This is a genomic window from Pseudonocardia oceanicola (assembly GCF_047200735.1).
Lineage (GTDB): Bacteria > Actinomycetota > Actinomycetes > Mycobacteriales > Pseudonocardiaceae > Pseudonocardia.
On record NZ_JBJZON010000023.1, the window covers coordinates 85,595 to 99,174 of the forward strand.

The window sequence follows — 13,580 nt, forward strand, 5'->3', positions numbered from 1 at the left end:
CCGAGCCAGTCGAGCGGGAAGAGAGGCATCGGTGAGCACCGAGCAGAAGATCCACGACCTCATCATCGTGGGCTCCGGACCGGCCGGGTACACCGCGGCGATCTACGCCGCGCGCGCCCAGCTCGCGCCCCTGGTGTTCGAGGGCACCCAGTTCGGTGGCGCGCTGATGACCACCACCGAGGTGGAGAACTTCCCCGGCTTCACCGACGGCATCATGGGCCCCGAGCTCATGGAGCAGATGCGCGGCCAGGCCAAGCGCTTCGGCGCGGACCTGCGGGCCGAGGACGTCGAGTCCGTCGAGCTGGAGGGCTCGGTGAAGGAGGTCACCGCCAACGGCGTGACCTACCGCTCCCGCGCCGTCGTCCTCGCCATGGGTGCCGCGGCTCGCTACCTCGGCGTGCCGGGGGAGCAGGAGCTGCTCGGCCGCGGCGTGTCGGCCTGTGCCACCTGCGACGGGTTCTTCTTCCGGGACAAGCCGATCGCCGTGATCGGCGGCGGGGACTCGGCGATGGAGGAGGCCACCTTCCTGACCCGGTTCGGGTCGAGCGTCACGGTGGTGCACCGCCGCGACGAGTTCCGCGCCTCCAAGATCATGCTCGAGCGGGCGCAGAACGACCCGAAGATGCGGTGGGAGCTGAACAAGGCCGTCACCGAGGTCGTCGGCGAGAACGGCGTCTCGGCACTCAAGCTCAAGGACACCGTGACCGGCGAGGAGTCGACCCTCGAGGTGTCCGGCATGTTCGTCGCGATCGGCCACGACCCGCGGAGCGAGTTGGTCCGCGGCCAGGTCGAGCTCGACGACGAGGGCTACGTCAGGACCAAGGCCCCCACGACGCACACGAACATCCCCGGCGTGTTCGCCTGCGGTGACCTGGTCGACCACACCTACCGGCAGGCCGTCACCGCCGCCGGGTCGGGCTGCTCCGCGGCGATCGACGCCGAGCGTTGGCTGGCCGAGGAGCCCATCGACCCCGAGATGGCCGGCGGCGGCTACGGCACCGACGCCGAGGACGTCGCGGCCGCGGTCCACTGACCACGCACCTGACCCCTTCCCTGGCGCACCACCGAGCGAGGAGAGCATCGCGATGGGCAACAACACCGTGGACGTCACCGACGCCACGTTCGAGCAGGACGTCCTGAAGAGCGACAAGACCGTGCTGGTCGACTTCTGGGCCACCTGGTGCGGGCCGTGCAAGATGGTCGCCCCGGTGCTCGACGAGATCGCCGGCGAGCACAAGGACAACCTGACCGTGGCGAAGCTCGACATCGACGCCAACGGCAAGACCGCCCAGCAGTACCAGGTCATGTCGATCCCGACCATGATCCTGTTCAAGGACGGCCGGCCGGTGAAGACGATCGTCGGCGCCAAGCCGAAGGCCGCCCTGCTGAGCGATCTCTCGGACTACCTGTAACGCGATCTGCAACCGGTCCGACACGGCCTGTCGTCGATCGCCCGGGCACCGGGCGATCGGTCGGCGGGCCGTTCGGCCGTTCGCCGACTTTCCGGCCCGCTGACTGCGCGGACACGCCCGTGCACGGCCCGCTGTCCCCCGGACGTGGCGGCGCAGGGCAGAATGGTCGGCGGCCGGGAACCGGGCCGGACACGCCGGAGACGGCGATCGCGTGCGGTACGACCGCGTGCGGGCCCGGACCATCGGGTCGCGTCGTGACCGGCGCGACGGAGATCGAGCGAGGGGTGCATGCAGCTGCTCCGCCGCGGGGACCGCGGGCCGGCGGTCGTCGAGATCAGGACGACGCTGCGGCGGTTCGGCCTGCTGGCCGCCGCTCCGGCCCCCGGTTCCGACGACGTGTTCGACGGGGCCGTCGAGCGGGCCGTCCAGGCGTTCCAGCAGCGCCGAGGGCTGATCACGGACGGGATCGTCGGCCCGGACACCTACCGCGCGCTGCGGGAGGCCGGCTGGACGCTCGGTGACCGGATGCTGGCGCTCATGGTGTCCGCCCCGATGAGCGGGGACGACGTGGGCCAGCTCCAGACCCGCCTCCTCGAGCTCGGGTACGACCCCGGTCGTCCGTCGGGCGTGTTCGACGAGCGCACCGCGGAGGCCCTCCGCGGGTTCCAGCGCGACTACGGGCTCGCGCCGGACGGCGTGTGCGGCCCCGGCACCTTGCGCGCGCTGCGCCAGCTCGGCCGCAAGGTCGTGGGTGGGCGCCCGGGCCTGCTGCGCGAGCAGGAGCTGCTGCGGCGCGCGGGTCCCCGGATGCGGGGCAAGCGGATCGTCGTCGACCCCGGGCACGGCGGTCTCGACCGCGGTGTCCAGGTCGCGGGGGTGTGCGAGGCGGACCTCATGTGGGATCTCGCCCGGCGGCTCGTCGGGCGCATGTCCGCCACCGGCATGGAGGCGTTGGTCTCCCGCCGCGAGGACACGTGCCCGGCCGAGGCCGAACGCGCCTCCTTCGCCAACGAGGCGAACGCCGACCTCGTGCTGTCTCTTCACTCCGACGCGAACCGGAGCATGTACGCGCAGGGCCTCGCCACGTTCCACTTCGGCAACGGCTCGGGCGTCACCTCCACGGTGGGGGAGGCGCTCGCCGGGCTCATCCAGCGCGAGCTGCTCACCCGCACCGCGATGCTCGACTGCGGCAGCCAGGCCCGCACCTGGGAACTGCTCCGGCTCACCCGGATGCCGGCCGTCCGCGTGGAGCTCGGCTACCTCACGCACATCGGCGACCGTACGAAGCTGCTCGACTCCGGATTCCGGGACGTGGTGGCCGAGGGGATCCTCGTCGCCGTCAAGCGGCTCTACCTGCTCGGCCAGAACGACCAGCCGACGGGCACGTTCACGTTCTCGGACGTCCTGGCTCATGAGCTCAACCGGAACCAGGCTCAAGCCATCTGAAGCCGGGAGAATCGCTCTCAGGGTTGGGAATCGCCACTTCGCGGTTCCCGCGCCCCCGGCTCACACCGATGTAGTTCAGCCGCTCAGCGGCCCGTACAGCGCGCCCTCAGATCGTCCGTGGGCGCGCATCCGGTGGGGGCCGGTACCCGGTACCCGGGCCGCTCGACCGGCGCCGCAGCCTGCATCGGGATGGTGACGGTCCCGAGGAGCTGCTCGAGCGCGTGCTCGACGTCCTCCTTCCACGTGATCCCCGAGCGGAGCTCCATCCGCAGCCGGGGCCACCGCGGATGCGGTCGGACGGTCTTGAACCCGACGCTGCGCAGGAAATCAGCCGGGATGATGCAGCCCGGCTCGGAGCCCGGCCGCGCCTCGCCGAACGCCTCGACCGCCTTCACACCACGGCGGGTCAGGTCCTTCACCACGGACTGGGCGAGCATCCGGCCGAGCCCCTCGCCGGCGTACTCCGGCATCACCTGGAGCGCCGTGAGGAGCACCGCGTCGGCGCTCACCGGGCCGGTCGGCATCTCGGTGGCGCGGGGGACCGCCGACGGCGGCGCGTACAGGACGTAGCCGGCGGGCGCACCGCGGACATAGACGATCTTCCCGCACGAGCCCCACTCGAGCAGGATCTCGGAGACCCAGGCCTCCTTCTCGAGATCGGTGGTGCCGAAGTCCTCGGCCTGCTTCGCGAGGTGCGGTGCGAGCTCCCAGAAGACGCAGGAGCGACAACGCTTGGGGAGGTCCCCCAAGTTGTCGAGGTTGACCGCGGCGACGTGCCAGGACAACGTGCTACCTCCCGGCGGCCGACCCGATCGGGTTCCGCGTGGTCGAGAGCCCCCGTGTGATCACGATGGCCGTTCGATGGTAGGTCGGTCGGGGCCTCGGCGACACCCCGGCTGCTGCGACCGGTGTCTCAGCCTCGCCGAAGGGCAGACCGTACACCCGTCCCGGTTACACTCAAGAGCCACTTTCGCTCCCCGAGGCTGCGCGCACGTGGCCGTCGGGCGGCGATCAGTGCACATGTTCGCTCCGCGAGCTCCGCCCCGCCGTCGACCTGGAGGATCCACCGTGACGATCCCGCCGTCCCCGCAGCAGCCCGGCGTCTCCGTCGAGCGGGCGGCGGCAGCCGCGCCGGTCCCCCCGAGCGAGCGGTTCGCAGCACGCACGTCCGGCATGGTCGCCTCGGAGATCCGGGCGCTGTTCGCCGTCGCCAGCCGGCCCGAGGTCGTCTCGCTCGCCGGTGGCATGCCGAACCTCGCCGCGCTCCCGCTCGAGGCGCTGTCCGCCGAGATCGGTGACCTGGTCGCCCGCGAAGGACAGGTCGCGCTGCAGTACGGCTCCGCCCAGGGCGTGCCGGCACTGCGCGCACAGATCTGCGACATCATGCGGGAGGAGGGGATCGAGGCCGACCCGAACGACGTCGTCGTGACCGTCGGCTCGCAGATGGCCCTGGACCTCGTCACCCGGCTGTTCTGCGACCCGGACGACGTCGTGCTCGCCGAGGGGCCCTCGTACGTCGGCGCGCTGGGTAGCTTCGCCGCCTACCAGGCGCGCGTGGTCCACGTGGCGATGGACGAGCACGGGCTCGTCCCGGAGCTGCTGGAGGAGGCGCTGCGCTCGCTCGCTGCGCGCGGCGTCACCCCGAAGTTCCTCTACACGATCCCGAACTTCCACAACCCTGCCGGCGTGACCCTGGCCGTCGAGCGACGGCAGCGGGTGCTGGACCTCTGCGCGGAGTACGGCGTGGGCGTCGTCGAGGACAACCCGTACGGGCTGCTGGGCTTCAGCGGCACCCGCTACCCGGCGCTGCGCTCGCTCGACCGCGACGTCGTGTACCTCGGCTCCTTCTCCAAGACCTTCGCCTCCGGGCTTCGGGTCGGCTGGGCGCTCGTGCCTCCGGCCGTGCGGGACAGGCTGGTACTGGCCGCCGAGTCCGCCACGCTCTGCCCGCCGAGCTTCACGCAGATGATCGTGTCGCGGTACCTGGAGAAGCACGACTGGCGCGCCCAGGTGAAGGCCTACACCGAGCAGTACCGGGAGCGCCGGGACGCGATGCTCGACGCGCTCGAGACGTACCTGCCCGAGGGCTGTGCCTGGACGGTGCCCGACGGCGGCTTCTACGTCTGGGTCACCCTGCCCGAGGGGGTCGACGCCAAGGCGATGCTCCCGCGCGCCGTCACCGCCCGCGTGGCGTACGCCTCGGGCACCGGCTTCTACGCGGACGGCCTCGGCAGCCGGCAGCTGCGCCTCTCGTACTGCTACCCGACGCCGGAACGCATCACCGAGGGCGTCCGCCGCCTCGCCGCGGTCATCGAGACCGAGCTCGACGTCCGACGTACCTTCGGCCTCCCCGCCACCAACGCGCCCGAACTCCGGCGGGGATCCCACACCCCGAGCCCCGACACGGCCTGATCCTCGTTTCTCCCCGAACGCCACGCGGTGAGTCCGCGGGGCGTTCGACCTTCGCCGGGTGTTTCACGTGAAACGCGGTACTGCGTGGCACGACGGCCCTGCACCGAAGGGGGACTGCGCGGCAGCACCCTCGCGTCCATGTCTTGCTGCGGGACACGGACGACGCCACACGCGATCCCCGGTCGACCGGCGACCGCGTGGGCTCTCCGACTCCGCTGGAAGCAATCCCGGTGCCGGGCGTTCGGCACTTCGTCGTGGGGGCCCGAGGGCTGTCGCGCTCCTCGACGTGCGAGCGAGACGGGGAGCGGTGCACCCGCCGATCGCGCCACCTCCTCGCTATCCCGGCGCGCGGTGCTCGGGCCTGCGCCGCCTGGTAACCGAGCCGCGCCGGACATCTTGAGATGCTGCGTTCCGACGGCGCGGTGAGGGAGCGGTTGCCCCCGACCCGCACAGCCGGCGGCAAGTTTCACGTGAAACGTTCGGGTAGCGAGGCGAGGATGCCGGGAAACAGGAGCGCATGCCGATCGACCACTGCGCCTCGCGCGTCACTTCTTTCCGACTGCGGCGGCCCGAAGCCCAGCGGCAAGACCACGGTCGCGCTGCACGCCGTGGCGAACGCGAAGGCCGCGGGCGGCACGGCCGCGTTCATCGTCCCTTCCGTCCCGGCCGTGCTTCCGCGCGTGTCCGGCGTTCCGGCAACGGACGTGCGGACCACCGACGTCGCCGAGCCCCTCGGAGGTCGACGGAGCGGCTCGGCGCGCTGAACCGGTGCGAATCCTCCCGGCATCTCGACCGCTGCGCACCCTCCGTGGCGGAGGGGTCCGACCGTGCCCTCCGCCCGACACACAGGCAGGTGTGCTCGCTTGGTCGGAGCGCGGCGACCCAGGTGACTCACGCTGACGTTCGCTCGTTCCCCGTGAACCTGCGCCCGACGACTGCGCCACCGAGAACTGCGTCCTCGGGGCGGGCTGCGGGTGGCCGTGCGCCGACGGACCCAGCCGGCGTGTCACGTGACGCGTGAGGTCGGCCACCACGGTTCCGCCCTGGATGCGGGGCGTACCGCCCGGCCCTCCAGCTCCGCGGAGGCACCCGCCCGCGCGACAGCGGTCAGATCAGATCGCCGCCCCCGAGGGCGCACAGGTCCCGCCCGACCGGAGTCGCATCACCTGACCTGCCGCCCTGGGGCACCGCAGCGCCCGGTTCGGGGGTGGTGCAGGAGCTCCCGGTAGGAAGCGTCCGACATGCAGGACGACGCGCTCGTGCTCCTGTTCCACGTGAAACAGCGACACCGGTCGAGAACCGCGGAGTCCCGACGGCGCCGTCCGGGACGCACTCGTCGAGCAGGCCCACGTCGGTCTTCGGGGGCACTGCCGACCTTCTGCGCACGCCGACCTCCGCGTCCGCCGGTCCGGATCCCGTCGCCGCAGTGGTCACGGAACGCCGGCGGGGCGAGCACGAGATCACCGGACGCCACCGGAGCACGAGGACGGGCAGCGTCGCCGTCGCTTCCGCTCCTCGGGCCTCGAGCCGGCGCCGAGTCCCTCCCACACCCGCCGCGCCTGTTTCACGTGAAACAGCCACACCGGCCGCCGCACCACTCGACGTCGTGGCGCAGAATGCCCCGGTGAGCGATCGAAGCGTGGCCGTACTGGCGGGTGGGCTGTCCCACGAGCGTGAGGTGTCCTTGCGATCCGGCCGCCGACTGGCGGGCGCTCTGCGCGCCGGCGGGCTCGACGTCCGGGAGTGGGACGCCGATGCCACCCTGATCGAGCGCCTGCGCACGGAGCGGCCCGACGCCGCGATCGTCGCACTGCACGGGGGGGAGGGGGAGAACGGTGCGGTGCAAGCCGTGCTGGAGCTCCTCGGGGTGCCCTTCGTCGGCACGGCGTCGTCCGCGTGCCGGCGCGCCTGGGACAAGCCGACCGCCAAGGCCGAGCTCGCCCGCTCCGGCCTGCACACGCCGGACTGGGTCGCACTCCCGCACACCACCTTCCGCGAGCTGGGGGCCCAGGCCGTCCTCGACGCCATGGTCGACCGGCTCGGCCTGCCGCTGATGCTCAAACCGGACCAGGGCGGGTCGGCCCTCGGTGCCCAGGTGGTCGGCTCGGCCGCGGAGCTGCCGTCGGCGATGGTCAGCTGCCTCGCCTACGCCGACACGGTGCTGGCCGAGCGGTTCGTGTGCGGGACGGAGGTCGCGGTCTCCGTCGTGCACGACGGCGCGGAGCCACGTGCCCTGCCGCCCGTCGAGGTCGACGTCCCCGGCGGCGTCTACGACTACACGGCCCGCTACACCCAGGGCGCCGCGAGCTTCCACTGCCCGGCCCGCCTGCCCGACGAGGTCCTCGACCGTCTCCGCGAGACCGCCCTACAGGCCCACGCGCTCTTCGGCCTCCGCGACGTCTCCCGCATGGACGCGGTCGTCGACGAGGAGGGTCGCGTCCAGATCCTCGAGGTGAACGTCTCGCCCGGCCTGACCGACACTTCGCTGCTGCCGACCGCCGTCGCGGCCGAGGGGAGCGACCTCGGGACGGTGTTCGCCGCGCTGGTGGAACGCGCCGTCGACCGGGCGTGAACGTCCCCGCCGTACCGGCGGGACCGTCGCTCGCGTCTCCCGTGAGACGCGGTCAGCTCCGCTCGATCAGTCCGGCGATCCGCTCGAGGTCCTCCGCCGACCCGAACTCGACGACGAGCCGCCCCTTCCGGGCGCCCATCTCCACCTTCACCGTGGTGTCGAAGCGGTCCGAGAGGCGGGTGGCCAGCTCCGTCATGCCGGCGGTCGCCGTGGGCCGGGAGCGCGACTGCCGCTGCTTGCCCGGTGACTTCTCGTTGCGCGCGAGCACGACCGCTTCCTCGGTCGCCCGCACCGACATCCCCTCGGCGACGATCCGGGCCGCGAGCTCCTCCTGGGCCTCGGCGTCGTCGAGCCCGAGGAGGGCGCGTGCGTGGCCGGCGGACAGCACTCCCGCCGCGACCCGGCGCTGGACGGCCACGGGGAGACGCAGCAGCCGGATCATGTTGGTGACCACGGGCCGGCTGCGGCCGATGCGATCGGCCAGCTCGGTCTGGGTCACGCCGAACTCCGCCAGCAGCTGCTCGTAGGCGGCGGCCTCCTCGAGCGGGTTCAGCTGGACGCGATGGATGTTCTCCAGCAGCGCGTCGCGGAGCATCTCGTCGTTCCCGGTGCGCCGGACGATCGCCGGCAGCACCTCCAGCCCGGCCTGCTGCGAGGCCCGCCAGCGCCGCTCGCCCATCACGAGCTCGTAGCTGCCGGGGCCGGCCTCGCGCACGACGATCGGTTGCAGCAGCCCGAACTCGCGGATCGAGTGGGCCAGCTCGGCGAGGTGCTCCTCGTCGAACTGGCTCCGCGGCTGCTTCGGATTCGGTCGGATCGCCGCGACCGGGATCTCCCGGTAGACCGCACCTGCCTCGGCGACGGACCGGGACGACGACTCGTTCCATGATGCCTGGCCGTCGGGTGACGGGGACGTGCCGCGCTCCCAGGACTCCGGTACCCGGGAGGGTGGCGTCGGGGGAGAGGGGCGGCTCGGCTGCTCGCCCGCAGGCGCCGTGGGGATCAGCGCGGCCAGGCCGCGGCCCAGCCCGCCCTTGCGCTCGGCCATCTACGCCCCGTTCGTCTCCGGCCCGCCCATCCGCGAACCGTACAGCGCGATCTCCCTGGCCGCGTCGACATAGCTCATCGCGCCACGCGATCCGGGGTCGTAGGCGAGCACCGTCTGGCTGTAGCCCGGCGCCTCGGACACCTTCACGCTGCGCGGGATGACCGTCCGCAGCACGGTGCCGCCGAAGTGCTGGCGCACCTCCGAGGTGACCTGGTCGGCGAGCTTGGTGCGGCCGTCGTACATGGTCAGCAGGATCGTCGAGACGTGCAGCGCGGTGTTGAGGTGCGAGCGCACGAGGTCGATGTTGCTCAGCAGCTGTCCCAGACCCTCCAGCGCGTAGTACTCGCACTGGATCGGGATCAGCACCTCCTGCGCCGCGACGAGCGCATTGACCGTGAGCAGGCCGAGCGACGGCGGGCAGTCGATCAGGACGTAGTCGACGGCGAGCTCGTCGAGCACCTCGTCGGACAGCGCCTGCCGCAGCCGGGACTCGCGGGCGACCATGCTGACCAGCTCGATCTCGGCCCCGGCCAGGTCGATCGTCGCGGGCACGCACAGCAGGTCGTCCGACGCCGTGCTCACCGCCGCGGCCTCGACGATCCCGATCTCGCCGAGCAGTGCCTCGTAGATCGACGGCGTGCCGGCGCGGTGCTCCACCCCGAGGGCCGTGCTCGCGTTGCCCTGCGGGTCGAGGTCCACGACGAGCACCCGCAACCCGTGCATCGCCAGCGCCGCCGCGATGTTGACCGTGCTCGTGGTCTTCCCGACGCCACCCTTCTGGTTGGCGACGGTGAGGATCCGCCGGTGCGCCGGCTTCGGCATGCCGTGCCGGTCCGGGTGCCGCAGGCGGGCGGCGCGCTCCGCCTCCTCGGCGATGGGGGTCCAGCCGATGCTCATCGTGCGGGGCCTTCCTGACGACGTGTCACGTGGAACGGCGGGATCACGAGCGCCTCCTCGGCGGCCTGCCGGCGGGCCGGCTCTCCCGTTCGACCGAGACGACGGTGCTCGGCGGGTCGACGACGCCCAGGCCGCACCGCTCGATCACCGGTGCGCCGCCGCCGAGCCGGCGGATCTCCGCCGCGTCCCGGGCGATCTCGTCGGGCGCGGACGCGCCCTTGACCGCGAGGAGCCTGCCGCCCACCCGCAGCAGGGGGAGCGACCAGGCGGCCAGCCGGGCGAGCGGCGCGACGGCACGAGCGGTGACCACGTCCGCCCCCTCCCATCGACGCCGGATCGCATTCTCCTCGGCCCGCCCCCGCTCCACGGTGAGCGACAGGCCCAGATCGTCGACGATCTCGCCGAGCCACTCCACCCGGCGGGCGAGGGGTTCCACGAGCACGATCCGAAGATCCGGACGAGCCAGCGCCAACGGTATCCCGGGAAGGCCCGCTCCCGAACCGACGTCCACGACCTTCGCGCCGTCCGGCACGAGTTCCGCGACGACGGCACAGTTGAGGACGTGCCGGTCCCACAGACGGTCGGTCTCGCGCGGGCCGATGAGGCCGCGCTCGACGCCGGACGTCGCGAGGTGGTGGACGTACCGGGCAGCGAGGTCGAGGCGGTCGCCGAAGACCTTCTCCGCCGCAGCGGGGGGATGTTCCACGTGAAACCGTCCAGATCGGGAGGGGGCCGAACACGGCCGCGCCCTCCGGTCCGATGCGGACACGGAGGGCGCGGGCGGGTGCTGGGGTGCGGGTCCGGGTGGACCCGGCCTCACTTGTCGCGGAAGACGACGACCTGCCGGCGCGGCTCCTCGCCCTCGCTCTCGCTGGAGACGCCCTTGACCGCGGCGACCGCGTCGTGCACGACCTTGCGCTCGAAGGGGGTCATCGGGCGCAGCCGCACGGACTCGCCCGACTCCTTGACCTCCTGTGCGGTGCGGGTGCCGAGCTCGGTGAGCTCGTCGCGGCGGCTCTGCCGCCAGCCGGCGATGTCCAGCATCAGTCGGCTGCGGTTGCCCGACGCCTGCTGCACCGCGAGCCGGGTCAGCTCCTGCAGCGACTCCAGCCCCTGACCCCGGTCGCCGACCAGCTTCACCAGGTCCTCGCCGCCGTCGATGCTGACGATCGCCCGGCCCGCCTCCACGTCGAGGTCGATGTCACCGTCGTAGTCGAGGATGTCGAGCAGGCGCTCGAGGTAGTCGCCCGCGATGTCACCCTCCTTGATCAGCTGGTCCTCGGACCCGCTCTCCGCGGTCTTCGGCACGTGTGTCTCCTCTCCACGTCAGCTCGTCCGCTCCGCCCGGGGGCGGGTCGGACGACGTGAGCGGGCGGCGCCGCCGGGGCCGCTCGCTCGAAGGTCCGTCGGGGTCGGTGGCGCGGCGGGCGCTCACCGACCCGGGTCACCGACGCTTCTTGCCCTTTCGGGCCTGCGTCCGGTTGCCGCCGCCACCGGGGCGCCCGGCCTGGCCGGCGGGCCGGTTCCCCGGCTTGCCGCCCACGGGCTTCGCTCCCGGCTTCGGCTTGTTCACGGGCTTGGCGCCGGGCTTCTTCGCCGGCGTGGACGCCGCCCCGCCGTCGACACCGCCGTCGACACCGCCGTCGACACCGCCGTCGGATCCGGCTTCCACCGCGTCCGGCCCGGCACCGTTCCCGTTCGCCGACGTGTCGCGGCCGTCGCGCTGCGGCTTCTGGCCCGGCTTCGGGGCCAGCGAGTTGCGCTGCGCGGTCGCCTTCTCCTTCTTCTCGGCCTCCTCGGCGTCGATCTTCTTGTAGACGACGTACTGCTGGCCGAGCGTCCACAGGTTGTTCGAGACCCAGTAGAAGAGGACCGCCAGCGGGAGGAAGGGGCCACCGACCACGACGCCGATCGGGAACACGTACAGCATCAGCTTGTTCATGATCGCGGTCTGCGGGTTCGCCATGGCCGCGGGGTTCGCCGCCTGCCGGGCCACCGAGTGCCGCGCCGTGATGTGGGTGAAGATGCCCGCCACGATCATCAGCGGGATCATGACGATCAGCTGGCTGGTGAGGTTGCCACCGAGCTCCGCGAGGGTGGTCGTGGAGTACTGCGTGTTCACGACCGAGGCGCCCAGCTTGGCGCCGAAGAAGTCGGAGTCGACGAAGGAGCGCACCTCGTCGGCGCCGAAGAAGTAGTTCTCGGTCTTGCCCGGCTTGAACTCGCGCAGGACGTGGAACAGGCCGATGAACACCGGGACCTGCACCAGCACCGGGAGACAGCCGCCGAGCGGGTTCGCCCCGTTCTCCGACTGGAGCTTCTGCATCTCCGCGGCGAGCTTCTGCTTGTCGTTGGCGTACTTCTTCCGGAGCTTCTGCATCTCCGGCGCCATCTCCTGCATCTTCCGCATGGAGCGGACCTGCCCGACGAAGGGCTTGTACAGGATGGCCCGCAGCGTGAAGACCAGGAAGATCACCGACAGCACCCAGGCGATGCCCGCGTCCGCGCCGAACACGAAGCCGAACGCCTTGTGCCAGACCCACATGATGAACGACACGGGGTAGTAGATGAAGTTCAGCACGGCGCTTGCTCCTCGCACTTCTCAGTGCAGTCGGCGGCTCGACGGTCGTCGGGGCGGGTGGGGCGGTCGGGTTCCGGGTCCTGCGGTTCCGGATCGTGCGATTCCGGGGCCCGGGGTGGGACCGGGTCCACCCCGCCAGGGTGCCACGGGTGGCAGCGCAGCAGCCGTCGCACGGCCAGCCACGTGCCGCGGGCCGCACCGTGCACCTGCACGGCCTCGAGCGCATAGGCGCTGCAGCTCGGGTAGAAGCGGCAGGTCGGGGGCAGTGCGGGGGAGATCCAGCGCTGGTAGACGCGCACCGCGCCGATCAGCACGCGTGCGACGGGGGAGGGGCTCACCGGACGGTCTCCCGCCCCCGCAGCTTCTTCGACGCGGAGCGCAGGGCGGAGTCCAGGTCCGCGCCCAGCTCGGCGGAGGTCGCCGCGGCGGCGGGCGGCAGCGCCCGCACGACGAGCGAGTACCCGGGCGGCAGGGTGCCGAGCCGGGCGGCGACGAGATGACGCAGCCGCCGGGCCACACGGTGGCGGACCACCGCGTTCCCGACGGCCTTGCTCACGACGAACCCGGCCCGCGGCGGAGCCTGCGAGGCCGGGTCGGTGGTGGACGCCGTGTCCACGTGTACGACGAGCCGGGAGCGGCCCGCACGGCGGCCGTGACGGATCGTCGAGGCGAACTCGTCCCGACGGGTCAGACGGGCGCCGGCGGGCAGCACTCCGACGGCGTGGTGATCAGGCCGAGAGCTGCGCGCGGCCCTTGCGGCGGCGCGCCGAGACGATCGCGCGCCCGGCGCGCGTGCGCATCCGAAGCCGGAAGCCGTGCGTCTTGGCCCGGCGGCGGTTGTTCGGCTGAAAGGTGCGCTTGCTCACGGTCGACTCTCCCGGTCGACGGCGCCGCGGGGTACCGCGCCGTCGGTAGCTTCTGATCTCGGTCGTGCGCGGTGCAGGATGGTGCTGTGTCGGGGCACGCGGACGTGCCGGCGACGGGACCGCGCCTGCAGACCAGGGTACGCAGCCGCTTCCGAGCGGCGCAAACCGCCCCCGCCGCACCCCGGGCGCCGGTGACGACGAGGGCGCGCAGAGTCATCACCGCAGGCCACGACCCGGGCGTCGGACGGGCTCGTACACGCTCCCGACCTGCGCGTCTTGTGACCTCGGCCCGGTCGTTGTTAGCGTGCGGGCTTCGCAGTTCCATCCGGGGGGATCGGGGCTTCTC

Annotated in this window: 15 protein-coding genes; 5 read left to right on the forward strand and 10 right to left on the reverse strand. The window is 72.3% G+C overall.

The annotated features are described in order from the left end of the window. Window positions 1-31 precede the first annotated feature (31 nt). From trxB to ACL02T_RS26705, 3 genes are all read left to right on the forward strand, one after another. Entirely contained in the window at window positions 32-1,033 is a 1,002-nt protein-coding gene (gene trxB / locus ACL02T_RS26695; protein ID WP_412833528.1) for a thioredoxin-disulfide reductase, read from the forward strand. 52 nt (window positions 1,034-1,085) lie between these two features. Beyond that, window positions 1,086-1,412: a thioredoxin gene (gene trxA / locus ACL02T_RS26700; protein ID WP_412833529.1), complete on the forward strand. Its 327-nt coding sequence runs from the start codon at window positions 1,086-1,088 to the stop codon at window positions 1,410-1,412. Between the two features lie 288 nt (window positions 1,413-1,700). Beyond that, a complete protein-coding gene (locus tag ACL02T_RS26705; RefSeq protein WP_412833530.1) occupies window positions 1,701-2,858 on the forward strand; it encodes an N-acetylmuramoyl-L-alanine amidase in 1,158 nt (385 codons plus the stop codon). A gap of 83 nt (window positions 2,859-2,941) precedes the next feature. Here ACL02T_RS26705 and ACL02T_RS26710 read toward each other — a convergent pair whose 3' ends face one another. After that, a complete protein-coding gene (locus tag ACL02T_RS26710) occupies window positions 2,942-3,643 on the reverse strand; it encodes a GNAT family N-acetyltransferase (RefSeq protein WP_412833531.1) in 702 nt (233 codons plus the stop codon). A 235-nt stretch (window positions 3,644-3,878) separates the two neighbouring features. Between ACL02T_RS26710 and ACL02T_RS26715 the strand changes: the two genes are divergently transcribed. After that, entirely contained in the window at window positions 3,879-5,270 is a 1,392-nt protein-coding gene (locus ACL02T_RS26715) for an aminotransferase-like domain-containing protein (RefSeq protein ID WP_412833532.1), read from the forward strand. A 466-nt stretch (window positions 5,271-5,736) separates the two neighbouring features. Here ACL02T_RS26715 and ACL02T_RS26720 read toward each other — a convergent pair whose 3' ends face one another. Then, window positions 5,737-5,919 carry a hypothetical protein gene (locus tag ACL02T_RS26720; protein ID WP_412833562.1) on the reverse strand — a complete coding sequence of 61 codons (183 nt, stop codon included), beginning with the start codon at window positions 5,917-5,919 and terminating at the stop codon, window positions 5,737-5,739. A 975-nt stretch (window positions 5,920-6,894) separates the two neighbouring features. Here ACL02T_RS26720 and ACL02T_RS26725 point away from each other — a divergent pair. Further along, entirely contained in the window at window positions 6,895-7,842 is a 948-nt protein-coding gene (locus tag ACL02T_RS26725) for a D-alanine--D-alanine ligase family protein (RefSeq protein ID WP_412833533.1), read from the forward strand. A 52-nt stretch (window positions 7,843-7,894) separates the two neighbouring features. Here the strand turns inward: ACL02T_RS26725 and ACL02T_RS26730 are convergent, their stop codons facing one another. The 8 genes from ACL02T_RS26730 to rpmH form a co-directional block, all read right to left on the reverse strand. Beyond that, window positions 7,895-8,890, reverse strand: a complete 996-nt coding sequence (locus tag ACL02T_RS26730; protein WP_412833534.1) for a ParB/RepB/Spo0J family partition protein — start codon at window positions 8,888-8,890, stop codon at window positions 7,895-7,897. Continuing rightward, a complete protein-coding gene (locus ACL02T_RS26735) occupies window positions 8,891-9,787 on the reverse strand; it encodes a ParA family protein (protein WP_412833535.1) in 897 nt (298 codons plus the stop codon). Window positions 9,788-9,830: 43 nt separating this feature from the next. Then, window positions 9,831-10,493 (reverse strand): 16S rRNA (guanine(527)-N(7))-methyltransferase RsmG, encoded by a 663-nt coding sequence (gene rsmG, locus ACL02T_RS26740; protein ID WP_412833536.1) that lies wholly within the window; start codon window positions 10,491-10,493, stop codon window positions 9,831-9,833. A gap of 110 nt (window positions 10,494-10,603) precedes the next feature. Further along, the gene (locus ACL02T_RS26745; RefSeq protein ID WP_412833537.1) at window positions 10,604-11,095 is read right to left on the reverse strand and encodes a Jag family protein; all 492 of its coding nucleotides are present in this window, start codon (window positions 11,093-11,095) and stop codon (window positions 10,604-10,606) included. A 136-nt stretch (window positions 11,096-11,231) separates the two neighbouring features. Then, complete coding sequence (gene yidC, locus ACL02T_RS26750) at window positions 11,232-12,368, reverse strand: membrane protein insertase YidC (protein WP_412833538.1); 1,137 nt, start codon at window positions 12,366-12,368, stop codon at window positions 11,232-11,234. Next, complete coding sequence (gene yidD, locus ACL02T_RS26755) at window positions 12,362-12,706, reverse strand: membrane protein insertion efficiency factor YidD (protein WP_412833539.1); 345 nt, start codon at window positions 12,704-12,706, stop codon at window positions 12,362-12,364. Before yidD ends, yidC begins: the two co-directional genes overlap by 7 nt. Further along, a complete protein-coding gene (rnpA, locus tag ACL02T_RS26760) occupies window positions 12,703-13,080 on the reverse strand; it encodes a ribonuclease P protein component (RefSeq protein WP_412833540.1) in 378 nt (125 codons plus the stop codon). Before rnpA ends, yidD begins: the two co-directional genes overlap by 4 nt. Window positions 13,081-13,096: 16 nt before the next feature. After that, on the reverse strand, window positions 13,097-13,234 hold the full coding sequence (rpmH, locus tag ACL02T_RS26765) for a 50S ribosomal protein L34 (protein ID WP_412833541.1): 138 nt from the start codon (window positions 13,232-13,234) through the stop codon (window positions 13,097-13,099). Between the last annotated feature and the right edge of the window lie 346 nt (window positions 13,235-13,580).

Excerpts from the sequence above, each read along its gene's own strand:
- trxA (WP_412833529.1), top strand. The coding sequence starts at position 1,086 with ATGGGCAACAACACCGTGGACGTCACCGACGCCACGTTCGAGCAGGAC.
- ACL02T_RS26705 (WP_412833530.1), top strand. The coding sequence starts at position 1,701 with ATGCAGCTGCTCCGCCGCGGGGACCGCGGGCCGGCGGTCGTCGAGATC.
- ACL02T_RS26715 (WP_412833532.1), top strand. The coding sequence starts at position 3,879 with ATGTTCGCTCCGCGAGCTCCGCCCCGCCGTCGACCTGGAGGATCCACC.
- ACL02T_RS26720 (WP_412833562.1), bottom strand. The coding sequence starts at position 5,919 with ATGAACGCGGCCGTGCCGCCCGCGGCCTTCGCGTTCGCCACGGCGTGC.
- ACL02T_RS26730 (WP_412833534.1), bottom strand. The coding sequence starts at position 8,890 with ATGGCCGAGCGCAAGGGCGGGCTGGGCCGCGGCCTGGCCGCGCTGATC.
- ACL02T_RS26735 (WP_412833535.1), bottom strand. The coding sequence starts at position 9,787 with ATGAGCATCGGCTGGACCCCCATCGCCGAGGAGGCGGAGCGCGCCGCC.